A 26041-nucleotide genomic window follows, 5' to 3' on the forward strand; every position below is an offset into this window, starting at 1 on the left:
GCCTCCTACAAAAGGCTAACCCCGATGCACCAGCGCTCAAATGTCTATCGGCGCCCCAATGGCATCTATGTCGTTCGACTGACAGTCCCGAAAGCTTGCGTCCTGCCAACCGGACAGCGTGAAATCCACCTGTCTTCTCAAACATCATGCCGGCGCGATGCTCTCCAATTCGCTAACCGCGTGAGAACAGAATGGTTAGCGTTGGTCATCGCTTTGCAGTGGGAAAACACAGTGAATTCTTCTGAAGATAGTTCTTTGAGCCGGACAGGCTTGGTCAGCGTTCAAGAGCTGAGTGATTTAAAAGGTGTTTCACAAAAGCTCATCTTAAGCGGGATAGTAAACAACAACATACCGATAGCAATCGCTGCGAACTCTATACCTGGCTACTTGGTTAATGACTTCACTGATCTCGAAAGAGAACCCAGCGGCGGCTTCGTTTTGGACAGTGCATTCGCCGCTGGAAATGAACATCACCACACGGGCTATATGAGCCCTTTCCATCCTAGAAACACAGTCTTCAGCATCCTTGAAACCGGTTACGCCGAAGAGACCGTGTTTCGCCTTTTCGGAAGGCAACGGAAAAAAATGGCATTTTTTGTTGACCTTCCTGGGATAAAGGTGGACGGCAGCTCTGTGCTTATCATGCAGCTCCATGCGGACAAACTGACTGGCTTAAGCACCGAAATCAAAGCTCAAAACAGATTGCTCTCCCACACGCCGACTAGTCAAACCGGTGAACCCAAACAAGAGATTGGATCAGACTTCATCAACCCGCGATTTTGGCAGAGAAAATCCAGCTGGCTTGTTGAAAGCTTTCTTGCCGCAAAGGATAGCAACTGGAGCGCTGAGCAAAGAACGAAGATGCATGGAATGTGCAACACCTTTGTCGACTTGATGGGCGATCCCAAACTTAGCGAGGTGGACCGAGAGCTAATTAGGGACTACGAGACTCAGCTAAGAAGGATGCCGGCTAACAGATATAACGCAGCGAGAAGACACGGCACAAACAACCCAATCGAGTTGCAAAATCTCGCTGAAACCAACCGAGAGCCACTTCTATCGTCGACCTCGGTTTTCACCTATATCAGCAAGCTATCAGAGATGTTCAAATGGGCGAAGCGTGAACGTATTTTTCTTGAAAACCCTGCCGACAAGATATCGAGCAAGCCGAAAGCCAATACCAGACAGCAGGACCAAAGACAAAAGTTTTCGCATGAAGAGTTGTTAACGATCTTCTCGGCGCCATGGTTCAAAATTGGCGCTGGAGAAAAAAACAAGCACAACCGCTTTCACCAATTTCGACCCTTCTACTACTGGATGCCTCTACTTGCCTTATTCACAGGCGGAAGACGAAATGAGCTTGCACAGCTCTATCTAAGTGACTTTAGAGAAACAGCAACCGGAACGCCTTACATTTCCTTTAACCTGGATGAAAGCGACAAGAAGGACATTGATGGAAACGACAGTAAAATTCCCGAGAAATCACTTAAAACGATAAATGCGATCCGCGACATACCTATTCACCCTACACTTATCGACTTGGGATTACTGGAGTATGTAAAAGCCTTATCTGAGTCCGGATACAGAAGACTTTTCCCAGAACTGAGAAAAGATCCGATCAAGGGCTATGGCAAACCAGTCGGCAGCTGGTTTAATGAGAGATTCCTCGGACAAAAGCTAAACATCCCGAGAGATGGCACACGGTCCTTTCACTCTTTCAGACACACATTTATTACAGCTTTGCTTGATACGGGAATGCCGCCCCGCACAAGGGCTCAAATTGCAGGCCACGAACGAGGCGACACAATTACAGACACTCGCTACACAAAAGATTCGTCTATTGAAAGCGTGCTGCCCTTCGTCAAAATGGTGGAGTTCTCTTTACCTAAGATAGCGAGATTCCAGTCAGATCTAGGCGTATCTGCAGTGACCGATGCTCTACGTTGGAAGGAACGACTGAAGTAAAGACGGCGACAGCATAGCTATCGCCGCACTAATTACTAAGCGCAAAATGCGAAACTGAGGATCTCACGGAGCTTCTGAACGCTAGCTTCCGTGAGGTTCTGCTTGCCATCCACGTAGTCGCGAAGCCTTTTCCAAGAATTGTAAGGCTTGTCCTTAGAGCTAGCGACCTCGCCGACCTCTTTGTCCCATATTACGTGTTCGAAAGTATCTTCAACAACGAAGACCTTGTTCGCAGCAGCCACATCAGCGATCTTTTTATTCGCTCTATAGGGGTTTATAGGACTAAGCTCTTCCAGCTCGGCATCTGAAAGCCCTTTTCTATCCATATCATGAATAATTCGATACTCAATACCCAAGCTATTCAAGACCTTCGCGATTGCCGGAATGGTCCATTTACCTCCGGCCGCAATGATTGTCGTATCCTTTGCCATAGAAGAGTCAAGCCCTAGCTTTTCCAACAGGTCAGCAGCCATCTGAAACACTGCCACCTCAGTTGCGCCTTCAACTAGCACTACTCGCTTTGCAAATAAACTCTCGCAAACGGTAGGATGGAAATCCAGCGTTGCACGCAATATCTCCCTCTCATCATACTCGCCACTCTTCTCGAAAACCCCATCCGGCAGCTGATATACCAGGCGCTTATTCTGAGCGTCCTTTCTGAGCAGTTTCAGAGATTTAGGCTTGTCAGCTAGCGAAATCAAAAACGGAGAGTGCGTGCTACAAACCACTTGCCATTTAGCGGAGCTAGTTCGCTCAACCAAGGCATGTTTCAGGCGACGCATCAAATGAGGATGTATGTATAGCTCCGGCTCTTCATAGAGAACGATAACGGCCCTATCTCCCCCTTCAACAGCCGCCGCATGAGCCGCATTACTTTCCAACATTGCAAATGCCAGCGCTCTTTGAACACCACTTCCCTGGTAAGCGAGACTCGATTCAAACTCCTCATCGATCAAAAAGGTCGCAGCCTTCATGAATAGTGGCTCTATCTCTATTTCACCTATAGCGAGTCTAACCTTGGAATCAAAGTCTAAAATTTGGTTTAGCGTGTTAGACACCTTATCCAAGGTCTCGCCAAGACCTTCCATTACAGCGCCATCCTCAGACTGGCCTTTCAGCTTCTTCTGTAGAAATGCAGCCTTATCAATATACTCTTTGTAACCAGCATCATTCTTGACGATCGGAAATATTCGATTGGTGAACAAAAATGCGAACGGACTGCTGCTATTTGCCTTCAAATCATCTTCAATTTTGAAACAAGCCGGCACATACATAACATGCGGAACAGCTTGCTGAAGCGAATTCGGGAATCTCTTGACCGTCCAATCTAATTTAGACTGGACACATTCAGGATGGTTATCCCTGAACCATTGCTCAATCTCCGGCAATCTCTGCTTGTATTCATCTGCCTTAGCAACGCCCAAAGAGGCCAAGCATGACTTCAACGGCTCATGCTTCTTAGCTTCACTATAGTTCACATCGGTCCACGGATAGATTTCCGTAGTGCAGTAAACGCTATACTCGTATGTTATACCGGACTCACCCCAACGGGCTTCCATCCTAACCTTTAAGCTATCGCCATCCAGCAGCCCAGAGATTGCCGGCTTTTTCTTCTCCCACTCTTCCAAATCTCGAAATTCGCAAGAAATCTCCATCACATCATCGGATTGAGTTTTATTTGGCCAGTCGTCGATCGTAGGCTTCTTATTGTCTAACAACAAATGAAGAGCGTGCAGAATGGTAGACTTCCCGATGTTGTTTGGCCCGATAAACGTCGTGAAGTCCTCGATCTCAATTGAAGCAGCCCCGATGCCTCGAAAATTCTTAATTTCAAGCTTTCTAATTTTCACTAGCCAAACTCCCTTTGCTAAGAAATGAATCAACGCAGCGCATCTCAATGGGCTGTGCCAATCCGGTGCCGATAATCGACCGTTTTCCGGCATCCATCCCAGCTATCGGCCAGGCCCGTCAGGAATTTAGGCTTGGCTTTGTTGGCACGGCGTCCTACCGTGGCACCGTTTCTTGGCAGTTCACATAGGGCAAAAGGACGATGGCGATCTTCGGGTATGGACGGGTCTCGACTACAGCGCAGACATCTGAAAACCAGAGGCTGGAGCTAGAGCAGTCCGGTTATGCACTGGACTTCTGGTTTACGGATACTGTCAGTGGAAAAGCCTGTGCTGCTCTGCGGCCTGCCTTCGCGGAGCTTCTGAGCAAGATCAGGGATGGCGAGACATTAATTGTTTCAAAGCTGGACCGCCTTGGCCGCGACTCCGTAGACGTCTTACAGACTGTTCGCTTGCTAGAGGCACGACGAATCCGCGTATTGGTGCATCAGCTGGGTGCTGTTGACCTGACGTCTCCAGCAGGCAAGCTATTGATCTCTATGCTTGCAGCAGTCGCGGAAATGGAAAGGGATTTGCTAGTAGAGCGGACACAGGCAGGGCTAACCCGGGCTAGGGAAGCGGGAAAGCAGCTCGGCAGACCTCCCAGACTCTCCCAGGAGCAACGTTCGCAGGTAGCCCTAGGGGTAGGTAGCGGACTGAGCATTAGCGCCCTTGCAAAGCGATATGGCGTGTCGCGAGCGACGATAGCGAAAGTGATTCAGAACTGAAATAGGCCCCTATGCGGGGCCTAGCTCTTGGGTTACGTCATCGCCGAACTGTTCGCGATGAATCAGTGCATCTGTAATTCGAGCAGCCCATCCCCTTGGATAGCTGATTTCGCATAACTCGAGTTAGCGGAAAAGGTTTTGGCGCCCGGCCATACCCCATACTCGATTCGTATACCAATATCCCGAAATGAGCCGTCAGCCTGTTTCTTGGCTAGCTTGATGGATACTACACAGCCCGACTTGATACCTGCTGGTGTCATGACCAGCCCATCACCACAGTCAACGAAGCTATTGTTAGGGTGCGGAAACACGTCATAGCGCTTCAAAAAGCCGGTCAGCCCGTCCGGATATCTCACCGCTGGTAGCGACGCAAATCCGTTGAGGTCGCCAGTCTTGATCGACTTACCCATTGCACCGACCTTCATCCTAGCGCTGAGCTTGTCCAAGGACTCCGCAGCAAAGGTAAGGGCAGGTGCGGCGAACAGAATCGCCAGGGAAACGGCTACAACAGCTTTCACGCTTCCTTTCATCAAAAGCTCCTTTTAGATAGAGATGCATAGGGCTCTACAACCCCTATTGATTCGGATTTCCTCGATTAGAGCGTGGCCGATTAGGGTTCGTCAACCGACATTCCCGGGATGAATGAATCTCTCAGGGTCCGATTCGGCCGACGAATCAAAGAGCTACGCCTAGCTACCGGTCAGAGCCAGGAAGCGTTCGCAGATACCTGCGGCTTTGCGCGTAGCTATATGAGCCGTATGGAGCGTGGAGAGGGAAACCCATCGTTGGATGCGATAGAGCGGCTGGCCGTCGTGCTAGGCATACCGGAGGCGGATCTATTCGTCACGTCCGAAACGAGCGAAGCCCGCCCTGCTCGTCAAGACCTCTCGCCAGAGGTCCCTTACGCTTCAGATGGGTCCTGCTTTCATCCGGGCTTAGCTAGCTCCAGAGATGGAAAATTCAAGGTAGGAGAGAAGGACGCCCCAAAGCGCTTCGCTACGTTTGACGAGGCTTTGGAATACCTGCGAGGCATGAGCACAGCGAAATGGTGGCGACCCAACAGCCAGGGTAACCCGGGCCTGGTGTCAGCTGTCGAATGGAAAAAGCTGACTGAAACGTCTACGCCAAAGAAATAGGCGTTTTTCGTTTACCTACGACCTACTTCTGTTTCACTTTGAGATTTATTCACTTGGTTTTATAGGGCCTTCCAGAGTGTAGGCACATCTCTCCCTAGCCGTCGCAGAGACCGGCTAGAGAGGGTTGAAGACCTACATCCTAGAAGGCTGAGGCCTTCCGTCCGTGTCTCATTTTAACCCTGGTCGGATTATGCAGACCTTGAAGCTGGGGAGTGCGGCGGCTCCAAGACCTGTTACAGCGCGGCTCCGACCCTCAATTACGAGCATCTCTACCGCTGGCTCCTATGCTGCACCTTCTAGAGCCCGCCAACCAAGTGGCTTTGAGAAGGTTGCCCTTCCCCTTCCCGGTGAACGTTCAGATACCGATAGCCCGGGACTTGATTAGACTACTGAGGGTTACATTTCAAATCAACCCCTCAGCGCGTTTTCCCTGATCGATCTCAGGCAGAAATTCAGGCCGAACGCCCATGAGAGCTAGTCAGACCCGTGAATGAGAGCCTGTGTAAGGTTCCACGAAGTTTTGCGACGCCGAATACACACTACCCCCACCTTATACCGGCGCAATCCTAAGGGTCCTTGCTCCTCCTACAAAGAGGTCCTACATTGCCCCCGGGAATCACTCCATAAATCAAAGGTTTACGCGACACTTGGGGTTGGGTTCGATTCCCTTCGCCCGCTCCAGATCCAGACGGCCTCCAATCAGTCCTTGCGGACCAGCTGATTGGGGGCCGTTGCGTTTCCGGCCCTCATTTCCGTGCGGTTCAGCCTGGACGACATGGGGCTTACCCTACCTCCACCAACCCCTTCACCCGCTGCGCCAGAGCCTCCACCGCGAAGGGCTTGGTCAGGATCGCCATGCCCGGTTCCAGGTGGCCGTCGCTGAGCAGCGAGGTTTCGGCGAAGCCGGTGATGAACAGGACCTTGAGCGCCGGGCGGTGGACGCGGGCCGCGTCGGCCAGTTGGCGGCCGTTCATGCCGCCGGGCAGGCCGACGTCGGTCACCAGCAGGTCGATACGGGCATCGGAGTGCAGCACTTCCAGGCCGCCGGCGCCGTCGGCGGCCTCGATGATGACGTAGCCCAGCTCGCGCAGCAGATCGGTCACCAGCATGCGCACCGTGGGTTCGTCGTCGACCACCAGCACCGTGGCATTGGCGCCTTCCAGCGGACAGGGTCGACCATCGGCCAGGGGCGTCTCGCCTGGCTGCTCTACCGGCCGCAGTGGCAGGTAAAGGCAGACGGTAGTGCCCTCCTCCGGCGTCGAGCGCAGCCGCAGCTGGCCGCCGGACTGGCGGGCGAAGCCATAGATCATCGACAACCCCAGGCCCGTGCCCTGGCCCATGGGCTTGGTGGTGAAGAAGGGCTCGAAGGCCTTGGCGGCGACCTCCGCTGTCATGCCGCTGCCGGTATCGGTCACGCTCAGATGCAGATAGCGTCCAGGCGGCAGCTCGAAATCGCGGGTATCTCCGTCACCGAGAATGCGATAGCTGGCGGCGATGAGGATGCGCCCACCGTTGGGCATGGCATCGCGGGCGTTGATGCACAGATTGAGCAGGGTGTTCTCCAGCTGGGACTGATCCACCAACAGCGGCTGGTCGTCCGGCAGACTGGTGAAGTGCACCTGGATGGCGGGCCCCACGGTGCGCTGCACCAGATCGAGCATGCCGCCCACCAGCTGGTTGACCACCGTGGCCTCCGGGGCCAGGGTCTGGCGGCGGGCGAAGGCCAGCAGGCGATGGGTCAGGGCGGCGGCGCGCTTGGCGCTGCCCTGGGCGGCCAGCAGGTATTTTTCCAGCTCGGTGAAGCGCCCCTGGCCGATGCGCAGGCCCATGAGGTCGAGGCTGCCGGAGATTCCGGCGAGCAGGTTGTTGAAGTCATGGGCCAGGCCGCCGGTGAGCTGGCCGACCGCCTCCATCTTTTGCGACTGGCGCAGGGCTTCTTCCGAGCGGCGGAGGTCTGCGGTGCGTTCTTCGACGCGCTGCTCCAGGGTGGCGGTCAGGTCGCGCAGCTCCGCCAAGGCACGGTCACGCTCGTCGGCCAGGGCCCGGCGGGCGTCCACGTCCAGCAGCACGCCGGGAAAGCGCAGCGGGGTGCCGTCCGCTGCCAGCTCGACATGGCCGTTGGCCTCCAGCCAGTAGTAGCGACCGTCCCTGCGGCGCACCCGGTACTGGTGGGCATAGCGCCCGCCGCGTCCGAGCACGTCGGCGATGGCCGCGGCCAGGCCCGCCTGGTCGTCCGGATGCACGTTGGCGACCACCTGCGCCAGGCTCAGCCCATCACGGCCCAGCGCCGGGTCCAGGCCGAAGTGGCTGGCGAAGGCTTCGTCGACGGTGAATCTGTCGGTGGGTAGATCCCAGTACCAGGTGCCGATGATGGCACCGGCGGCCAGGGCCAGCTGCACCCGTTCGGCCGCCGCCAGCACGCTGCTCTTCGCAGCGCGGGCGCTGTCGCGTTCGTCGATGCGCGCTGAGAGCTCCTGTTCGAGGGTCAGGTTGTGTCGGCGCAGCGCGGCTTCGGCGATGTCGCGCTGGCGATGGGCCTGGACGCTGGCGGTGGTCTCGGTGGTGATGTTGAGCATGCCGACGATGCGCTCGCCGTCACGCAGCGGACTATAGGAAAAGCTCCAGTAGGTGTCCTCGGGATAGCCGTTGCGGGTCATCACGAAGTGCTTGTCGACGAAGTGCAGCGCCTCGCCGGCGCGTGCCCGGTCGATCAGCGGGGCGATCTCGTCCCACAGCTCCACCCAGACCTCGTGGATCGGCTGCCCCAGTGCCGCGGGATGCCGCGCACCGAGAAAGGGGGCGTAGGCGTGGTTGTAGATCAGCGTCTGCTCGGCGCCCCAGGTGGCGCACATGGCGAAGGGTGAGGCCATCAGCAGATCGTAGGTGGTCCGTAGCGCGACGGGCCAGCCAGCACGGCCACCCAGCGGCGTGGATTCCCAGGCGAAGGTTTCTAGGTAGGACAAGGAACGACTCACTGGCAGAGGCACTGAGGGATCTCGTGGCCGTCCGGACCCTCTGCAAGGCGTCCGGATGCCCATGATAGGCAGGTACGGGAGTCCCTGCCAGAGTTCCAGGTGACCGACGGCGCAGCCCTGCCCATCGATGGTCGGGCCGGCCCTGCGGCATGCTGTCCCGGTGAAACGACTGGCACCGGCGACGTGCATCTCTTACCGTGTGGCCCCCGCTGTCGCTGTCAGGTATCCGCTCGTCATGTCCGCGTCTTCCACCCCGCCCGAGGGGCTGCAACGCAGCCTGTCCAATCGCCATCTGCAACTGATCGCCATCGGCGGCGCCATCGGCACCGGCCTGTTCATGGGCTCGGGCAAGACCATCGCCCTGGCCGGTCCCTCGATCCTGCTGGTCTATCTGATCATCGGCAGCGCGCTGTTCTTTGTCATGCGCGCCCTGGGCGAACTGCTGCTGTCGGATCTGGAGTACAAGTCCTTCATCGACTTCTGCACCGACCTACTCGGGCCCTGGGCCGGCTTCTTCTGCGGTTGGACCTACTGGTTCTGCTGGATCGTCACCGCCATCGCCGATGTCATCGCCATCGCCGCCTATGCCCAGTTCTGGTTTCCCAGCCTCGCGCCCTGGATCCCGGCGCTGCTCTGCGTGCTGCTCCTGCTAGGCCTCAACCTGGTCACGGTGCGACTCTTCGGCGAACTGGAATTCTGGTTCGCGCTGATCAAGATCGTCGCCATCTGCGCGCTGATCGTCACCGGCTTCGGCCTGGTGCTCTGGGGTTTCCAGTCGCCCTCGGGCAACGTGGCGAGCCTGAGCAATCTGTGGAACGACGGCGGCTTCTTCCCAATGGGCCTGGGCGGCTTCTTCGCCGGTTTCCAGATCGCCGTGTTCGCCTTCGTCGGCATCGAGCTGGTCGGCACCACCGCCGCCGAGACCGCCGATCCCCGGCGCAACCTGCCCCGCGCTATCAACTCCATTCCGGTGCGCATCCTGGTGTTCTATGTGTTGGCGCTGGTGGTGATCATGGCGGTGACGCCCTGGCGCCAGGTGGTGCCGGACAAGAGTCCCTTCGTCGAACTCTTCGTGCTGGCCGGCGTGCCCATGGCCGCCAGCCTGATCAACTTCGTGGTGCTGACCTCGGCCACCTCCTCGGCCAACAGCGGCATCTTCTCCACCAGCCGCATGCTCTATGGCCTGGCCCGCGAAGGCCACGCGCCCCGCGGCCTCACCCAGCTTTCGCGAGCGGCGGTACCGGCGCGCGGACTGGTACTGTCCTGCCTGTGCCTGCTGCTGGGCACGGTGCTGATCTACCTGATCCCCAACCTGGTTACCGCCTTCACCCTGGTCACCACCCTGGCGGCGGTGCTGTTCATGTTCGTCTGGTCGCTGATCCTGCTGGCCTGGCTGGCCTATAGACGCAACCGCCCGGAACGCCATGCCGCCTCGGCCTTTCGCCTGCCCGGCGGGCGCTGGGTGTGCTACGGGGTGCTGGCCTTCTTCGCCGCGGTGCTGGTCTTGCTGACCCTGCAGGACGACACCCGCCAGGCGCTGCTGGCCAGTCCGCTGTGGTTCCTGCTGCTGGGGGTGGGCTACTGGTGGCGCGGGCGGACGCTACGCGGCGGCTAGCCAGGTACTGGTCGCTCAGCCCACCGTCCAGAGTTCATCGAGCCGGGTGGTGTAGCGCGGGCTGAGCAGGTCGCGGCGCATCTGCCAGGCGGGATCCCGGGGAATCCGGGCTGGACGCAGGGTTTCGCGACCGAACTTGCCGTTGATGGCGTCCAGCGTTGCCATCAGCCGGGTAGCGGCCGGATCCGGTGCGGAAGCGAAGAGATCCGCGGCCACCTCGCTACGGCCGTAGAGATCGAGCAGCAACACCTCGGCCTTGGCATAGCCGAAACCGTCGCGAAAGATCTCGCGCAGGCCGGTCTGGGCATAATCGTTGAGCACCCGGGTGTCGTCGCTGGGCACCGGCAGATTGAGCAGGGCGGCATTGGCATAGCGAGCCTCGTCGGCGCCGTGCATCCCGGTCTGGATGCTGACCCTCAGGGTGCGACAGAGCGACCCCTGGGCGCGCAGCTTTTCCGCGGCGCGGGCGGTGTAGCTGGCCACCGCCTCGGCCAAGGCGCCGAACTGGTACTGGCGACGGCCGAACATGCGGCTGCTGCAAATGGTCTGCCGCGGCGCCTCCAGTTCTTCGAGACCCAGACAGGCCAGCCCGCGCAATTCCCGGGCGGTCTTCTCCAGCACCACGCTGTAGCGCTGGCGCAGTGACCAGGCATCCTGCGCGGCCAGCTCCCAGGCAGTGGTGACGCCCTCGCCCCGCAGGCGCGCGGCCAGGCGCCGGCCGACACCCCAGACGTCTTCGATCGGCGAGTGTTTCAGCACCCAGTCATGCACCACCGGATCGCGCAGATCCAGCACGCCACCGGTGCGCTCCGGCCAGCGCTTGGCGGCGGCATTGGCCAGCTTGGCCAGGGTCTTGGTACCGGCGATGCCGACGCTGACCGGGATGCCCGTCCACTTCTGCACCCTGGCCTGCAGGCGATGACCGAGGGCGTCCAGGGGTTCGGGCAGGCCAGCCAGATCGGCGAATACCTCGTCGATGCTGTAACGCTCCAGGCGCGGCACCAGAGTCCCCAGGGTGCGCATCACCCGGTCGCTGAGGTCGCCATAGAGAGCATAATTGGAACTGAAGGCCGCGACCTCGCCACGCTGGGCCAGCTCGCGCACCTGAAACCAGGGCGCCGCCATGGCGATGCCCAGGCGTTTGGCCTCGGTCGAGCGGGCGATCACGCAGCCGTCGTTGTTCGATAGCACCACCACCGGGCGCCCGGCGAGATCGGGGCGGAAGACCCGCTCGCAACTGCAATAGAAGGCATTGCAGTCGATCAGCGCCAACACCGACTCAGCCATGGCCAAAGCGCCTCAGGCTGTGGGTGGCCACACCCCAGACTTCGAAGTCATCGCGCTCGCCGATGACCAGGGGTGCATAGGCGGGGTTTTCCGCCAGCAGGACGAAATGGGCGCCTTGCCGACCGAGGCGCTTGAGGGTGGGCTCGCGGTCGCGCACCGCCACCACGATATCGCCCACCCGCGCCGGACGGGCGCGGTCGACGATCACCAGATCGCCAGGAAAAATGCCCACCCCGGTCATGCTGTCGCCACTGACCTGGATAACGTAGGTATGAGGAGCGCGCAGGTCGACCAGTTCGTCCAGCGAAACCTGGCGCTCCAGATGATCCTGGGCCGGCGAAGGAAAGCCGCACGGCAGGCGAAAATCATAGAGCGGCAGCTGGGTGGCGGACGACGCCAGACAACCCAGGACGGTAACGGACATGACAAGGCGCTCCTGCGGATAACTGTCTATTTATACAGTTATCCGCAGCCGTCAGGTTGTAAAGTCAGACCTGATTTCCGCCGATGAGCGGCGCCTTCAGGCGCTAAGGCGGAAGCGCGAGACGATACCGCGCAGATCCTGGGACAGACCGGCGAGACGCTCGGCGGTATCGGCATCGGACTCGATGCCGCTCAGCACCTGCAGGGTGCTGGCGCGGATGCCGGTGGTGTTGCGGTTGATGTCCTCAGACACTGCGGCCTGCTGCTCCGCAGCGCTGGCGATCTGCACATTGACGTCGACGATGCGCCCCACGGCGGAGCCGATGCTGGTCAGGCTGACGCTGGCCTGCTCGGCGGCCGCGACACCGGTCAGGGCGTGGCTACGACTGCCCTGCATCTGGCCGACGGCTTCGGCGGTAGCGCCCTGCAATTGCTCGATGATGCGGCGAATCTCCTCGGTGGAGGTCTGGGTACGGGAGGCCAGGGTGCGGACCTCGTCGGCCACCACGGCGAAACCGCGACCCTGCTCACCGGCCCGTGCGGCCTCGATGGCGGCGTTGAGGGCCAGCAGATTGGTCTGCTCGGCGATGGTACGGATCACCGCGATGACCCCACCGATGGCCTGGCTGTGACTCTCCAGGGCGGCGACCTTGGTGGCGCTGAGATCCACCTCGGCGGCCAGGGCTTCGATGGCCTGTTGGGTCTGCTGCATCACCCGGGCGCCGTCGCGGGTGGCCTGATCGGCCTGCTGGGCAGCCGCGACAGCGCCTTCTGTGTTGTTGGCGACGTCCGCCACGCTGGCGGTCATCTCGGTGATGGCCGTGGCCACCTGGTCGGTCTCGCCCTGTTGCGCCTGCATGGTCGAGCGTGCCTGACCAATGGAGCCGGCCAGGGCACCGGATGCCTGGGCGACTGCCTGGGAAGCCTGATCGACCTCGCGCAGCGAGCGACCGAAAGCCTCCAGCATCTCATCCAGGCTACGACCTATGTCGGCGATCTCGTCACGCCCGGACAAGGCTGCCCGGCGGCTCAGATCGCCCCGGGCAGCGGCGGCGGTCACCTCGACCAGCTCGGCGATCCCCAGGCGCAGGGCCTGGTAGATGCCGGCGAAGGTGTAGCTCAGCAGCAGCAAGGCCCCCAGGATCATGCCCAGCATCATATTGCGCAGCGCGGTCTCATGGGCCAGGCGCTCGGCCAGCATCTGGGACAGAAGGCCCTGGGCCTCTTCCAGAACCTTGTAGTAGCGGGCGACCACGGCATTGCCCTGGGCACCCAGAGCGCGCCCGGCAACTACACCCTCCCCGCTCATGGCGGTCAGCATGCCCTGGCGGAAGTTGGCATAGTCGTCCGCCGCGAGCGCCAGGGAGCCCTTGAGGCGTTGCGCCAATTCAGGCGCCTGGCGCGCCAGCAGCCGCAAACCCTGCTCCAGTTCGTCGGCGGTCTGCCGCTCCTGGCGCACCAGGGTACGCGCCACATTGAGGGTGGCCGGATCGAAGTTGTTGGTAGCGCTCAGGCCGCTCGCCAGGCCGCGCAGCTGGCCGATGAGATTGATCTCCCGCGGCAGTCGCAGCGAGGTGATATCGATGAGAAAGAGGCTGGTGTAGTCGGCATCCAGCGCCAGGCCCGAGGTGGCCGAGACGTAATAGAAGAAGTTGAGGGTCTTGGTCAGCTGCTCATTCCAGCCTTCGAACACCTCCAGGGAGTTGCCTGAGGTGCCCTGCAACAACCGTTCGGCTCCCAGCCGCAGCTGGCTGACGCGATCGCCGGTTTCCAGCTTACCGCCGAGTTCACGATCCAGCTGCCCCAGGTCGTCATAGGCCTTGAGCAGGTTGTCGCGATTGTTCTGCCAATCCTGCTGCGCCGAGGTGTCGCCATCCTGGACACGCTTGGTCAGGGCACGCTGCAACATGCTCAGTCGGGCGACCGGGGTCAGCTGCGTCAGATAGCGCTGACCGTCGATCTCCTGGGTCAGGCTCACGCGCTGCTCCTGGATATCCTGATAGAGGTAGACGCTGAGAAACAGAAGCGGCACCAGAACGATGGTGGCGAGGCAGACGAACTTGGCGGGAAACCTCAGGCGATTCATTATCGTTACAGCAGGGGTCAGCAGATTCATGGCTAGCTCGGGCGGCGGCGAAAGGGGTCATTAGGGCTATACCGCCCTATTTGTGACGTAATAGACAAAAATTCTTGTAACAGTTTCGTCTCTATCGAGCTGTCGCTTCGCTTCCCTGGCTATTTGCCACTCGGCGGTCGAAAGCCGCCCCTCAACGGTCTTCGGATAGCTCTAGCATGCATGACTTATTGATTCGCAATGCCTTGGTGCTGGACGGCCACGACCGTCCGGGCAGGCCGCTCGATGTCGCTGTCTCAGCCGGACGTATCCAGAAGCTGGGCGACCTGTCCACTGAACCAGCCCGAGAGGTCCGCGACGGCAGCGGCCTGGTGCTGGCGCCTGGCTTCATCGACGTCCACACCCATGACGACACCATGGTCATCCGCCGCCCCGAGCAGTTGCCCAAGCTCAGCCAGGGAGTCACCACCGTGGTGGTAGGCAACTGCGGCATCAGCGCCGCCCCGGTGCGGCTACGTGGCGAGCCGCCGGACCCGCTGAATCTGCTCGGCCCGGCCACGGCTTTCGTCTATCCCACCTTCGCCGCCTACCGCACCGCCGTGGAACGGGCGCAGCCCGGCGTCAACGTGGCTGCCCTGGTCGGCCACACGGCGTTGCGCAGCAACCACCTGGACGATCTCCAGCGTGCCGCCACTCCGGCCGAGATCGCCACCATGCGTGCCGAGTTGCGCGACAGCCTGGCCGCCGGTGCCCTGGGGCTTTCCAGCGGCCTGGCCTATGCGTCCGCCGCGGCGGCCCCGACCGACGAGGTGGCCCAGCTGGCCGCGGAGCTGGATGCCGTGGGCGGACTCTATGCCACCCATTTGCGCAGCGAATTCGCCGCGGTCCACGAAGCGCTGGACGAAGCCCTGGCCATCGGTCGCCAGGCCCGGGCACCGGTGGTGGTCTCCCACTTCAAATGCGCCGGGGTGGACAACTGGGGGCGCGCACCGGAACTGCTCGGCGCCCTGGCCGAGGCCGCGCAGACCCAACAGGTTGGCTGCGACTGCTATCCCTATGCCGCCAGCTCCTCCACCCTGGATCTCAAGCAGGTCACCCAGCGGCATCGCATCACCATCACCTGGTCCACCCCGCATCCCGAATGCGGCGGCCGTGACCTCGACGCCATCGCCGCCGACTGGGGGCTGGACCTGCAGGAAGCCGCCCGTCACCTGCAACCAGCGGGTGCCGTCTACTACGGCATGAGCGAGGCCGATGTGCGGCTGATCCTCGCTCATCCGCTGAGCATGATCGGCTCCGACGGCCTGCCCGAGGATCCCTTCCCCCATCCGCGCCTCTGGGGCGCCTTTCCGCGGGTGCTCGGCCATTTCAGCCGTGACCTCGGTCTCTTCCCCCTGCACACCGCCGTGCACAAGATGACCGGTCTTTCCGCCACGCGCTTCGGCCTCAAGGATCGCGGCCTGATCGAACCGGGCGCCCATGCCGACCTGGTGCTGTTCGATCCCGCCCGCATTCGCGATGTGGCCGATTTCAGCGAGCCACAGCGCCCCGCAGAAGGCATCCACGCCGTCTGGGTGAATGGCCGTCTGGCCTATGCGCCGGACCAGAGCATCGACGAGCGCCATGGCCGCTTCCTGCCCCGTGCCGGGGACCTGCGGCAAACCTTCCCACGCTGCTGATTGAACGCTACCGGGTAACGTCCTGACCTGGTGCGCCGCCGTTACCTTCCGCCACTTCCCGGTGCCACCCACGGCACCGGGAGCCCCTTCTTTGCCCGTCGTTCAAGCCAAGCCATTGATTTGCAAAGCCGTCGAAAAAGCTGGCACAGTGACTGCAGTCTATTCCGTTTTTACGAACATTATTCCGCTATAACGGAAAAGGAGTCGCATAATGACGGGCAAGACGAAGGGGTGGAAAACACTGGCGCTGCTGGTGGGTCTGGTCGCCATGACCGGCGCCCAGGCGGCCAAGCTGGATGACGTGCTCAAGCGCGGCCATCTGGTGGTGGGTACCGGCAGCACCAACGCCCCCTGGCACTTCCAGGGCGCCGACGGCAAGTTGCAGGGCTTCGATATCGATATCTCCAAGGTCATCGCCAAGGGCCTGTTCAACGATCCGGAAAAGGTCGAATTCGTCGTCCAGGGCTCGGATGCGCGCATCCCCAACCTGCTCACCGACAAGGTCGACATCAGCTGCCAGTTCATCACCGTGACAGCCAGCCGCGCCCAGCAGGTGGCCTTCACCCTGCCCTACTACCGTGAAGGCGTGGCCCTGCTCCTGCCGGCCAACAGCCGCTATCAGCAGATCGACGACCTCAAGGCGGCCAAGGGCGACCTGACCGTGGCCGTGCTGCAGAACGTCTATGCCGAGGAACTGGTGCACCAGGCGCTGCCCGGCGCCAAGGTCGACCAGTACGACAGCGTCGACCTGCTCTACCAGGCCCTGGGCACCGGCCGCGCCGACGCCGTGGCCACCGACCAGTCCTCGGTCAAGTACCTGATGACCCAGAATCCCGGCCGCTACCGCTCGCCCGACTACGCCTGGAGTCCCCAGACCTACGCCTGCGCGGTCAAGCGCGGCGACCAGGACTGGCTGAGCTTCGTCAACACCGCCCTGCACGAGGCCATGACCGGTGTGGAATTCCCCACCTACCAGGCCTCCTTCAAGAAGTGGTTCGGCGTCGAGTTGCCGTCCCCGGCGATTGGCTTCCCCGTCGAGTTCAAGTGATCCTGGCCCCGGCGCGGCCTGTCCGCGCCCTCTAGGTAGACGTCGAGCATGAACTACACCCTCAACTTCGCCCCCGTGTGGCAGAACCTGGACCACCTGCTGGCCGGGCTCGCCCTCGGCCTGCAGCTGGCCCTGGTGGGCATCGCCATCGGCTGCCTGATCGGCCTGGCCACCGCCTTCGCCCTGCTCTCGCCGGTGCGGGCGCTGCGCTGGCTGGCGGCGGGCTACGTCACCCTGGTGCGCAACACCCCAATCCTGGTGCTGATCCTGTTGCTGTACTTCGCCCTGCCCAGCGTCGGTATCCGCCTGGACAAGCTCAGCTCCTTTCTCATCACCCTGGCGCTCTATGCCGGCGCCTACCTGGCCGAGGTGTTTCGCGGCGGCCTCATGGCCATTCCCAAGGGCCAGCGCGAGGCGGGCCTGGCCATCGGCCTGCGCGAATGGCAGATCAAGGCCTACGTCATCATTCCGGTGATGCTGCGCAACGTCCTGCCATCGCTCTCCAACAGCTTCATCTCCTTGTTCAAGGACACCTCCCTGGCGGCGGCCATCGCCGTGCCGGAGCTGACCTACCAGGCACGCAAGATCAACCTGGAAAGCTACCGGGTCATCGAGACCTGGCTGGTGACCAGCCTCCTCTACATCCTCACCTGCTACGTCATCGCCCTGCTGCTGCGCCAGCTGGAACGGCGGCTTAGCCTGACCCGCTAGGAGCCGTATCGTGTACGAAGCCCCCTCCTGGTTCCTGGAATTGTGGAACGCCCGCCAGACCCTGGCCGCCGGTTTCGCCACCACCCTGGCCTGCTCGGTACTGGCGGTGCTCGGCGGCACCCTGCTGGGTACCCTCGGCGGCCTGGCGCTGACCTATGGCCGCTGGCCGCTGCGCCTGCCGTTCCGCGTCTACGCCGACCTGATTCGCGGCACCCCGGTGTTCGTGCTGGTGCTGGCCTGCTACTACATGGCGCCGGCGCTGGGCCTGCGACCCACGCCCTTCCAGGCCGGCACCGCGGCGCTGCTGCTGTTCTGCGGCTCCCACGTGGCGGAGATCGTCCGCGGCGCCCTGCAGGCCATTCCCCGTGGCCAGCACGAGGCGGCCAAAGCCATCGGCCTGACCTTCGCCCAGAGTCTCAAGGAGGTGCTCCTGCCCCAGGCGCTGCGCCAGATCCTGCCGACCTGGGTCAACGCCTCCACCGAAATCGTCAAGGCCTCCACCCTGCTCTCGGTGATCGGCGTGGCCGAGTTGCTGCTGAGCAGCCAGCAGGTCATCGCCCGCACCTTCATGACCCTGCAGTTCTATCTGTTCGCCGGGCTGCTGTTCTTTCTCATCAACTTCGCCATCGAGCGGCTCGGCCGCTACCTGGAAAAACGGGTGACCCTGCCATGACCGCTGCCAACGACCCCTTGCTGAGTATCAACGGCCTGCACAAGAGCTTTGGCGAGGTGGAGGTGCTCAAGGGCATCGATCTCAGCCTCTACCGTGGCGACGTGGTGACCCTGATCGGCTCCAGTGGCTCGGGCAAGACCACCCTGCTGCGCTGCGTCAACCTGCTGGAAGACTTCCAGGGTGGCAGCATCCAGCTGGCCGGCGAGGCCATCGGCTACCGCGAAGACGGCGGCCGCCGCCAGCGCCTGCCGGAGCGCGAGGTCGCCCGCCAGCGTTCGCTCACCGGGATGGCCTTCCAGCAATTCAATCTGTTTCCGCACCTCACCGCCCTGGAAAACGTCACCCTCGGCCTGCGCAAGGTCAAGAAGCTGGGCAAGGACGAAGCCATCGCCCTCGGCGAGCAGTGGCTGCGCCGGGTCGGATTGATCGAGCGGCGCGACCACCATCCCGGCCAGCTCTCCGGCGGTCAGCAGCAACGGGTGGCCATCGCCCGCGCCATCGCCATGAACCCCAGCCTGATGCTGTTCGACGAACCCACCTCGGCGCTGGATCCGGAGCTGGTCGGCGAGGTGCTGGCAGTGATCAAGGACCTGGCCCAGGATGGCATGACCATGCTGCTGGTGACCCACGAGATGAGATTCGCCTACGAGGTCTCCGATCGCATCGTCTTCATGAGCCAGGGTCGCATCGAGGAGCAGGGTCCGCCGCGCGAACTGTTCGAGCGGCCCCGCTCCACCCGTCTCGCCGAATTCCTCGGCCGGACCTCTTTCTGAATCATCCCCCGCTACAGGAGCAACACCATGAGCATCATTCGTTACGGCGCCGGCGAACGCGGCGCAGGTGGTCAACCCCTCCCCTTCGCCCGCGCGGTGGAAGCCGATGGCTGGCTGCACGTCTCCGGCCAGGTGGCCATGGAGAACGGCGAGATCATCGACGGCGGCATCGTCGCCCAGACCCACAAGACCATGCAGAATCTGATCGCCATCCTGAACGAGGCCGGCTACGGTCTGGAGCACGTGGTACGCGCCGGCGTCTGGCTGGACGATCCCCGCGATTTCTGGAGCTTCAACAAGGTGTTCGCCGAGTACTTCGCCGGCAATGCCCCGGCGCGCGCCTGCGTGCAATCCTCCATGATGGTGGACTGCAAGGTCGAGATCGACTGCATCGCCTACAAACCCAAGGCCTGAGACAAATCACACAGATGACCGAACCTACCCGCCAGAGAGCCCGCGGCCTGGACCGCGCCTTCGACATCCTCGATCACCTCAAGCGGGTAGGTCGGCCGCTGCGACCCAACGAGATCGCCGCCGGCCTGGGCATTCCCAAGTCCACCGTCTACGATCTGGTCGGCCTGTTGCTGGAGCGGCACATGCTCGATGCCGTGGGCCGCGACGGTCAGGTCTACCTGGGCCGCGAGCTGTACTTTCTCGGCCAGGCGCACCTGCGCCACTTCGACCTGGCCCGCGAGGCCGGGCTGCTGCTGGACGACATCGTCGCCCAGACCCGCGAGACCGCCCAGCTGTGCCAGCTCAATGGCCGCAAGTACACCGTCTCGCTGATGAAAGAAGGCGCCCGCGCCTTTCGCATCTCCTCCAACGTCGGCGAGGACGCGCCCATTCCCTGGACCGCCTCTGGCCGGTTGCTGCTCGGCCATCTGAGCGACGCCGAGATACTCGCCCTGATCGATCCGGACGACTTCATCCTGCCCGACGGCAGCCGCCTGCCGCCGGCGACCTTTATCGCCGAGATCCGTAGCGCCTGCACCGCAGGCTTCTTTTCCTTCGATAGCATCGCCGACACCTACACCCACTGCTTCGCCGCTCCGGTGCAGGATGCCAGCGGCCTGAACATCGCCACCCTGTGCATCGTCGCGCCCCGCGCCGACGCCCAGGCCCACCATGCCGAGTACCGCCAGGTGCTGGTCGACAGCGCTCGCCGCCTGTCCCAGCGCCTGGGCGGCCAGGAGAATCCATGACCGCTCTACATGCCCCCGAGAAAGGCGCCGCCAGTCCTGGCGCCAGCCTGCTCAGCGACATCGCCCTGCCCGCCCTGGTCATCCACCAGCGGGCGCTCGACCACAACATTGCCTGGATGCAGGCTTTCGCCAGCGACCGTGGCGCCGAGCTGGCACCCCACGGCAAGACCAGCATGGCGCCGGCGCTGTTCCAGCGACAACTGGCCGCGGGCGCCTGGGGCATGACCCTGGCCACCGCGGTGCAGACCCGCGCCGCCCATACCCACGGCGTGCGCCGGGTACTGATGGCCAATCAGCTGGTGGGCGCGCCGAACATGGCGCTGATCGCCGAACTGCTCACCGCCGATCCAGACTTCGACTTCCATTGCCTGGTGGATCATCCCGACCAGGTCAGCGCTCTGGGTGCATTCTTTGGCGCACGCGGCCTGGCGCTGCAGGTGATGATCGAATACGGCGTACCCGGCGGCCGTTGCGGTTGCCGCAGCGAAGCCGAGGTGCGTGAACTGGCCCGCGCCATCGCCGGACAACCGGCGCTGCGGCTGACCGGCATCGAAGGTTACGAGGGCGTGATTCACGGCGCCGAGGCAGTGACCGACATCCGCGCCTTCGCCGATTCCCTGGTGCGCCTGGCCGAGGAGTTGCGTGGCCAGGGCGCCTTCGCCCTCGACCGGCCCGTCGTCACTGCTTCGGGCTCGGCCTGGTACGACCTGATCGCCGCCGCCTTCGACCAGCTGGAAGTGCGCGAGCGCTTTCTCGCCGTCATGCGTCCCGGCAGCTATGTGGTCCATGACCACGGGATCTATCGTGATGCCCAGTGTGGCGTCCTGGCCCGCACCGGTCTCGACGAAGGCCTGCAACCGGCGCTGGAAGTCTGGGCCCACGTGCAATCCATGCCCGAACCCGGTTTCGCCATCCTCGCCCTGGGCAAGCGCGACATCGCCCACGATGCCGGCCTGCCGCTACCGCTACGCCGCTACCGGCCGGGCCAGGCCGCCAGCGAAGCCCTCGACATCAGCGGCTGCACGGTCACCGCCATCATGGACCAGCACGCCTTCATGGTCGTGGCCCCGGGGACCGCGCTGGCCATCGGCGACATCGTCGCCCTGGGCACCTCCCATCCTTGCCTGACCTTCGACAAGTGGCGCCAGGGCTGCATCGTCGACGAGGGGCTGCAGGTGGTCGAGACCTTCGCGACCTGCTTCTGAGGCGCTAGGGACGCAGCTCGCCCTCTTCCTCGCCATCCCAGTAGCGGATGCGCTCGGCATGCACCTTGATGAGGATCATGCCGGGCGTGTCGGTACCCTGGGGAAACCAGCGATTGAGATTCTTGGTCCAGTGGGCCTCGAATTGCGCCTTGTCGCGGATCAGCTCGGCATGCCCTTCGATGCCGATGAAGATGCCGGGCTTGCCCAGCAGGCTCTTACCCTCGCTGAAGCTCAAACCCACTGCCGGATCAGCCTCGATGTCGCGGATCTTGGCCGAATCCTCATAGGCGTAGAACCAGGAATCACCGTCGTACTCGACGTCGCCGTTATTGCTCATCGGCCGGCTGGTCAGACGCCCGGTGCCAGTAGTCAGCATGCAGAAATCCAGATCGCTCATCGCTTTGGACAGGTCGTGCAGGGTCTTGTCGGCCATGGGTATTGCTCCGGTAGGGGGCAGGCAGTGCCCGTCTGAATTCAGACCCGGAGCTGCTGCCGCTTGGTTCCGACGCGCAGCCGCCGACCCGGCTTTTCAGACGGACTGCGCTGCCGACTTCAGGTCCCCCTGGGCTTGGCCCGCGCCGTCGGTTCGGCGATCAGCGGATCGTCCGGCCAGTAGTGCTTGGGATAGCGACCCTTGAGGTCCTTCTTCACCTCGCCATAGGTGTTGGCCCAGAAGCTGGCCAGGTCCTGGGTGACCTGCACCGGACGCCGCGCCGGGGAAAGCAGGTGCAGCTTGACCGCCAGGCGCCCACCGGCGAGGCGCGGGGTATCGGCCAGACCGAACAGTTCCTGCAGCCGCACCGCCAGCACCGGCGGCTGCTCGCTGTAGTCCAGGCGGATGTTGGAGCCGGAGGGTACCACCAGGGTGCGCGGGGCCAGCTCGTCCAGCTGCCGCGGCAGCGGCCAGGGCAGTAGCCCCTGGAGCATGGCTGCCAGATCCAGGGTAGCGAAGTGGGCCAGGCGGATGACGCGGTCCAGGTAGGGCAGCAGCCAATCTTCCAGGCTGGCCAGCAGGGCAGCGTCGCTGACGTCCGGCCAGTCGCTCGCCTGCTTCTGCTGCAGGTCTAGCTGGCGCAGCAAGGCCACCCGCGCCTGCCACTGGCGCAATTCCGGCGTCCAGGGCAGCAACTCCAGGCCCTTGCGCCGCACCAACCCCAACAGCGCGCGGCTGCGGGCCGCAGCGTCCAGGTTCTTCAGCGGTTCGCGACTCAGCACCAGATGGCCGACCCGTCGCTGGCGCTCGGCGCGCAGGACGCCTTCGCGCTCGTCCCAATCCAATTCATCGTGACTCACGACCTGCTCGGCCAGCGGCCCCTCGAACAACGCCGGATCCAGTTCGGCGGCCAGGTAGATGCGCTCCTCGCGCTGCCCCTGGCGACTGCCCAGGTCGGCCACCACCAGCCAGGGCGATTTCATCAGCCCGTCCGGCTCGCCAAAGCTGGCGGCCCGGCCATTGGCCAGGCGATAGTCCTGGCCGCCGGCCTTGCGCTGCTGGGCGATGCGATCCGGATAGGCGCAGGCCAGCAGGGCGCCGGTCCAGCGCGGGTGCTCGGGATCGGCCACCAATTGCTCGGCCTGGCCACGCAGCAGGCCACGGTACTGACGGACCAGCTGGCGAATGCGCGCCACCCCGCCACGCGGGCCGCGCCCCTCACCGGCCAGGAGCAGCAGACGGGTATGCAGGTCGGCGCCCTGCCCTGGCGCCAGGTCGCGCTCGCCCAACAGTGCGGCGATCGCGCAGGCGCGCTCGGCCAGGCCCCAGGCCTGACCACGCAACAGCAGGTGCGCCAGCCGCGGATGGGCCGGCAGACCGCTCATGGCCTGGCCATGAGGGGTGAGCACGCCCTGGTCGTCCAGGGCGCCCAGGCGCATCAGCAGGTCGCGGGCCTGGGCCAGGGCGGCGGCGGGCGGCGCATCGAGCCAGGCCAGCTCCTCGGCGTTCATGCCCCAGCGCGCCAGTTGCAGGGCCAGACCAGCCAGATCGGCCTGGAGGATCTCGGCGCTGTCGTAGGCTGGCAGCTGCTGATGCAGCTCTTCCGACCAGAGTCGATAGCAGACCCCCGGTTCCAGGCGGCCGGCGCGACCCTGGCGCTGGGTCGCCGAGGCACGGGAGATGCGGCGGGTGGTCAGACGGGTCATGCCGCTGCCGGGATCGAAGGCCGGCACCCGCGCCAGGCCCGCGTCCACCACCACCCGCACCCCTTCGATGGTCAGGCTGGTCTCGGCGATATTGGTGGCCAGCACCACCTTGCGGCTGCCGGCCGGCGCCGGCTCGATGGCGGCGCGCTGGGCCGCCAGCTCCAGCTCGCCATGCAGCGGACAGAGCAACACCCCGGCAGGCAGCTGCTCCGTCAGGCGCTCGGCGGTGCGGCGGATCTCCGCCTGGCCGGGCAGAAAGACCAGCAGGCTGCCAGTCTCCTCGTCCAGTGCCTGCAGCACCGTGGCGGCCACCCGCGTCTCCAGGCGCTCGTTCTGGCCGAGCGGTCGACTCCAGCGGGTCGTGACCGGAAACATCCGGCCTTCACTGCGCACCACCGGCGCGCCCCCGAGCAGCGCGGCGAGACGCTCGCCTTCCAGGGTGGCGGACATCACCAGCACCTTGAGCGGCGTATCGCGTAGCAGCTCTCGCCCGCTCAGGGTCAGTGCAAGGGCTAGATCGGCGTCCAGGCTGCGCTCGTGGAATTCGTCGAAGATCACCAGGCCGACACCGTCCAGCGCCGGGTCGTCCTGCAGCCGGCGGGTGAGGATGCCCTCGGTGACCACTTCGATGCGGGTGCGGGGCCCTACCCGGCTTTCCAGGCGGATGCGATAGCCCACCGTCTCGCCGACGCCTTCGCCCAGTTCCGCGGCCAGGCGCTCGGCGGCAGCGCGAGCCGCCAGCCGGCGCGGCTCCAGCAGCAGGATGCGCTGACCGGCCAGCCAGGGTTCGTCCAGCAGCGTCAGGGGCACCCGGGTGGTCTTGCCGGCGCCGGGCGGCGCTTCCAGCACGCAGTCATCACGGCGGGCGAGGGCCTGGCGCAGGTCGGGCAGGACAACATCGATGGGCAAGGGCGTCATGGGGCTCGGCCGGTGGTCTCAACGGGGCGGGCAGTATAAGAGCGGCTAACAAAATGTAGCGAGCGGCTGTCAGGCAGGTGCGCGCGGCGCGCAGGAACCGCAGTGTACGAGTGGTACATGAGGATTCCGAGCACTGCACGCACCTGTATGGCAGACGCGCAGTAGTTTTGTTTGTCGCTCTAAAGCGTCTCGCCCGCCGTGATTCCGGCCGCTATAGTGGCGTCCTCATCCAACCGGAGGTTGTCTATGTCGATGCGTACCCGCGCGGTGTGTGGCGTCCTCGCCGCCGCCCTGTTCACCCAGCTGACCGCTTGCGGTTCGCTGTTCTATCCCGAGCGCCGCGGCCAGATCACCGGCAGTGGCCGGATCGATCCGGGCATCGTCGCCCTCGATGCCATCGGCCTGCTGTTCTACATCATTCCCGGCCTGATCGCCTTTGGCGTGGACTTCGCCACCGGCGCCATCTACCTGCCCGACAACAAGCGCGCCGAGGTCGATCCCAGCGAGCTGAACAAGGCGGTGAATCCGGACGGCAGCGTCGATCGCGCGCGCCTCAAGGCCATCATCCAGCAGGCCACCGGTCACAACCTGCCGCTGGACGATCCGCGCCTGCTGCAGCGCAGCGGCAGCAACGAGCAGCTCGCCAGCCTGGGTCTCGCGCCGCGCGCCTGATGAGCGACCCGCACAGCACCGAGCGGCTCCTGCGTCGCGCCACCGCCGCCTCGGTAGCGGTGGCGACGACGCTGATCCTGGCCAAGGCCGTCGCCTGGTGGTTCAGCGGTTCGGTCAGTCTGCTCGCCGGCCTGACCGATTCGCTGCTCGATGGCCTGGCCTCGGTGTTCAACCTGCTGGCGGTGCACTACGCCCTCAAGCCCGCGGACGACGATCACCGCTACGGTCATGGCAAGGCCGAATCCCTGGCCGGCATCGCCCAGGCGGTGTTCATCGGCGTCAGCGCCGTGCTCATCGCCTGGCAGGCCATCGGTCGCCTGCAGCAACCCGAGCCCCTCGGCGCCCACGCCCTGGGTATCGTCGTCACCCTGTTTTCCCTGGTCCTGACCGCCGTGCTGGTGGCCTACCAGCAACACGTCATCCGTCTCACCGATTCCACGGTGGTCCGCGCCGACGCCCTGCACTATCGCTCCGACCTGCTGCTCAACGTCGGCATCCTGATCGCCCTGGCGCTGACCGGCTTCGGCTGGTACTGGCTGGATCCGCTGTTCGGCCTGGCCATCGCCCTCTACATCCTCTGGAGCGCCTACGGCATCGCCCGCGACTCCTTTGGCGTGCTGATGGACCAGGAGCTGCCCGCTGACATCAGCGAGCACATGCTGCAGCTGGCCTGCCAGGTACCTGGCGTGATCGGTGCCCATGACCTGCGTACCCGTCTCTCCGGCAATCACTGGTTCGTGCAACTGCACCTGGAGCTGCCGGGGCAGATGAGCCTGTCCCGTGCCCATGTGCTGTGCGACGAGGTGGAAGCGGCCATCCGCGCCGAGTATCCCCAGGCCGAGGTGCTGGTCCACGCCGATCCGCTGGATGCGCCCGACGTGCCGCATCGTCATCCGCTGCCGCCCGCCACCTGAGCGGAACCCGGCACCGTT

The 26041-nt window shown here is 63.2% G+C and carries 22 protein-coding genes and 1 other RNA gene; 14 read left to right on the forward strand and 9 right to left on the reverse strand.

Annotated elements, in window-relative coordinates:
- The first annotated feature begins 24 nt into the window (after nucleotides 1–24).
- Nucleotides 25–1965 carry a site-specific integrase gene (locus tag BMZ43_RS12330; protein WP_093253939.1) on the forward strand — a complete coding sequence of 647 codons (1941 nt, stop codon included), beginning with the start codon at nucleotides 25–27 and terminating at the stop codon, nucleotides 1963–1965.
- 35 nt (nucleotides 1966–2000) lie between these two features.
- On the opposite strand, the gene BMZ43_RS12335 is transcribed toward BMZ43_RS12330, so the two are convergent.
- Nucleotides 2001–3815, reverse strand: coding sequence for an ATP-dependent nuclease (locus BMZ43_RS12335; protein ID WP_093253941.1), 1815 nt, complete (start codon nucleotides 3813–3815; stop codon nucleotides 2001–2003).
- A 200-nt stretch (nucleotides 3816–4015) separates the two neighbouring features.
- Between BMZ43_RS12335 and BMZ43_RS12340 the strand changes: the two genes are divergently transcribed.
- Entirely contained in the window at nucleotides 4016–4579 is a 564-nt protein-coding gene (locus tag BMZ43_RS12340; RefSeq protein WP_093253944.1) for a recombinase family protein, read from the forward strand.
- A gap of 62 nt (nucleotides 4580–4641) precedes the next feature.
- Here BMZ43_RS12340 and BMZ43_RS12345 read toward each other — a convergent pair whose 3' ends face one another.
- Nucleotides 4642–5109, reverse strand: coding sequence for a hypothetical protein (locus BMZ43_RS12345; protein ID WP_093253948.1), 468 nt, complete (start codon nucleotides 5107–5109; stop codon nucleotides 4642–4644).
- A 108-nt stretch (nucleotides 5110–5217) separates the two neighbouring features.
- On the opposite strand from BMZ43_RS12345, the gene BMZ43_RS12350 reads away from it, so the two are divergent.
- Nucleotides 5218–5715: a helix-turn-helix domain-containing protein gene (locus BMZ43_RS12350; RefSeq protein WP_093253951.1), complete on the forward strand. Its 498-nt coding sequence runs from the start codon at nucleotides 5218–5220 to the stop codon at nucleotides 5713–5715.
- Between the two features lie 782 nt (nucleotides 5716–6497).
- On the opposite strand, the gene BMZ43_RS12355 is transcribed toward BMZ43_RS12350, so the two are convergent.
- Nucleotides 6498–8879, reverse strand: a complete 2382-nt coding sequence (locus tag BMZ43_RS12355) for a hybrid sensor histidine kinase/response regulator (protein WP_371913878.1) — start codon at nucleotides 8877–8879, stop codon at nucleotides 6498–6500.
- A gap of 46 nt (nucleotides 8880–8925) precedes the next feature.
- Here BMZ43_RS12355 and cycA point away from each other — a divergent pair, with 46 nt between their 5' ends.
- Entirely contained in the window at nucleotides 8926–10305 is a 1380-nt protein-coding gene (cycA, locus tag BMZ43_RS12360; RefSeq protein WP_064307395.1) for a D-serine/D-alanine/glycine transporter, read from the forward strand.
- A 15-nt stretch (nucleotides 10306–10320) separates the two neighbouring features.
- On the opposite strand, the gene BMZ43_RS12365 is transcribed toward cycA, so the two are convergent.
- The 3 genes from BMZ43_RS12365 to BMZ43_RS12375 form a co-directional block, all read right to left on the reverse strand.
- Nucleotides 10321–11592, reverse strand: a complete 1272-nt coding sequence (locus BMZ43_RS12365; protein ID WP_093253957.1) for a Y-family DNA polymerase — start codon at nucleotides 11590–11592, stop codon at nucleotides 10321–10323.
- On the reverse strand, nucleotides 11585–12016 hold the full coding sequence (locus tag BMZ43_RS12370) for a LexA family protein (protein WP_093253961.1): 432 nt from the start codon (nucleotides 12014–12016) through the stop codon (nucleotides 11585–11587). The genes BMZ43_RS12365 and BMZ43_RS12370 overlap by 8 nt, the downstream gene beginning before the upstream one ends.
- A 96-nt stretch (nucleotides 12017–12112) precedes the next feature.
- Nucleotides 12113–14131, reverse strand: a complete 2019-nt coding sequence (locus tag BMZ43_RS12375; protein ID WP_093253965.1) for a methyl-accepting chemotaxis protein — start codon at nucleotides 14129–14131, stop codon at nucleotides 12113–12115.
- Between the two features lie 176 nt (nucleotides 14132–14307).
- On the opposite strand from BMZ43_RS12375, the gene BMZ43_RS12380 reads away from it, so the two are divergent.
- The 8 genes from BMZ43_RS12380 to BMZ43_RS12415 all read left to right on the forward strand — a co-directional run bounded on the left by BMZ43_RS12380 (nucleotide 14308) and on the right by BMZ43_RS12415 (nucleotide 21380).
- Entirely contained in the window at nucleotides 14308–15768 is a 1461-nt protein-coding gene (locus tag BMZ43_RS12380) for an N-acyl-D-amino-acid deacylase family protein (protein ID WP_093253972.1), read from the forward strand.
- Nucleotides 15769–16036: 268 nt separating this feature from the next.
- Nucleotides 16037–16816, forward strand: a complete 780-nt coding sequence (locus tag BMZ43_RS12385; protein WP_256562936.1) for a transporter substrate-binding domain-containing protein — start codon at nucleotides 16037–16039, stop codon at nucleotides 16814–16816.
- Between the two features lie 48 nt (nucleotides 16817–16864).
- Nucleotides 16865–17527: an amino acid ABC transporter permease gene (locus BMZ43_RS12390; protein WP_064307400.1), complete on the forward strand. Its 663-nt coding sequence runs from the start codon at nucleotides 16865–16867 to the stop codon at nucleotides 17525–17527.
- Nucleotides 17528–17537: 10 nt separating this feature from the next.
- Nucleotides 17538–18200 (forward strand): amino acid ABC transporter permease, encoded by a 663-nt coding sequence (locus tag BMZ43_RS12395; RefSeq protein ID WP_093253983.1) that lies wholly within the window; start codon nucleotides 17538–17540, stop codon nucleotides 18198–18200.
- The gene (locus BMZ43_RS12400) at nucleotides 18197–18973 is read left to right on the forward strand and encodes an amino acid ABC transporter ATP-binding protein (protein WP_093253990.1); all 777 of its coding nucleotides are present in this window, start codon (nucleotides 18197–18199) and stop codon (nucleotides 18971–18973) included. Before BMZ43_RS12395 ends, BMZ43_RS12400 begins: the two co-directional genes overlap by 4 nt.
- A gap of 27 nt (nucleotides 18974–19000) precedes the next feature.
- On the forward strand, nucleotides 19001–19387 hold the full coding sequence (locus BMZ43_RS12405; protein ID WP_059313667.1) for a RidA family protein: 387 nt from the start codon (nucleotides 19001–19003) through the stop codon (nucleotides 19385–19387).
- Between the two features lie 14 nt (nucleotides 19388–19401).
- Nucleotides 19402–20175, forward strand: coding sequence for an IclR family transcriptional regulator (locus tag BMZ43_RS12410; protein WP_093253995.1), 774 nt, complete (start codon nucleotides 19402–19404; stop codon nucleotides 20173–20175).
- Nucleotides 20172–21380, forward strand: a complete 1209-nt coding sequence (locus tag BMZ43_RS12415) for an amino acid deaminase (protein ID WP_093253999.1) — start codon at nucleotides 20172–20174, stop codon at nucleotides 21378–21380. Before BMZ43_RS12410 ends, BMZ43_RS12415 begins: the two co-directional genes overlap by 4 nt.
- 4 nt (nucleotides 21381–21384) lie before the next feature.
- On the opposite strand, the gene BMZ43_RS12420 is transcribed toward BMZ43_RS12415, so the two are convergent.
- From BMZ43_RS12420 to BMZ43_RS12430, 3 genes are all read right to left on the reverse strand, one after another.
- Nucleotides 21385–21813 (reverse strand): pyridoxamine 5'-phosphate oxidase family protein, encoded by a 429-nt coding sequence (locus BMZ43_RS12420; RefSeq protein WP_093254001.1) that lies wholly within the window; start codon nucleotides 21811–21813, stop codon nucleotides 21385–21387.
- A 119-nt stretch (nucleotides 21814–21932) separates the two neighbouring features.
- Nucleotides 21933–24437: an ATP-dependent helicase HrpB gene (gene hrpB / locus BMZ43_RS12425; protein WP_093254004.1), complete on the reverse strand. Its 2505-nt coding sequence runs from the start codon at nucleotides 24435–24437 to the stop codon at nucleotides 21933–21935.
- A gap of 43 nt (nucleotides 24438–24480) precedes the next feature.
- Nucleotides 24481–24556: non-coding RNA, sX9 sRNA (locus BMZ43_RS12430), on the reverse strand.
- Between the two features lie 127 nt (nucleotides 24557–24683).
- Here BMZ43_RS12430 and BMZ43_RS12435 point away from each other — a divergent pair.
- On the forward strand, nucleotides 24684–25109 hold the full coding sequence (locus BMZ43_RS12435; RefSeq protein ID WP_017639149.1) for a hypothetical protein: 426 nt from the start codon (nucleotides 24684–24686) through the stop codon (nucleotides 25107–25109).
- On the forward strand, nucleotides 25109–26023 hold the full coding sequence (locus BMZ43_RS12440; protein WP_093254009.1) for a cation diffusion facilitator family transporter: 915 nt from the start codon (nucleotides 25109–25111) through the stop codon (nucleotides 26021–26023). The genes BMZ43_RS12435 and BMZ43_RS12440 overlap by 1 nt, the downstream gene beginning before the upstream one ends.
- Nucleotides 26024–26041 lie beyond the last annotated feature (18 nt).

The organism is Pseudomonas sp. Snoq117.2, assembly GCF_900110545.1.
Lineage (GTDB): Bacteria > Pseudomonadota > Gammaproteobacteria > Pseudomonadales > Pseudomonadaceae > Chryseomonas > Chryseomonas benzopyrenica.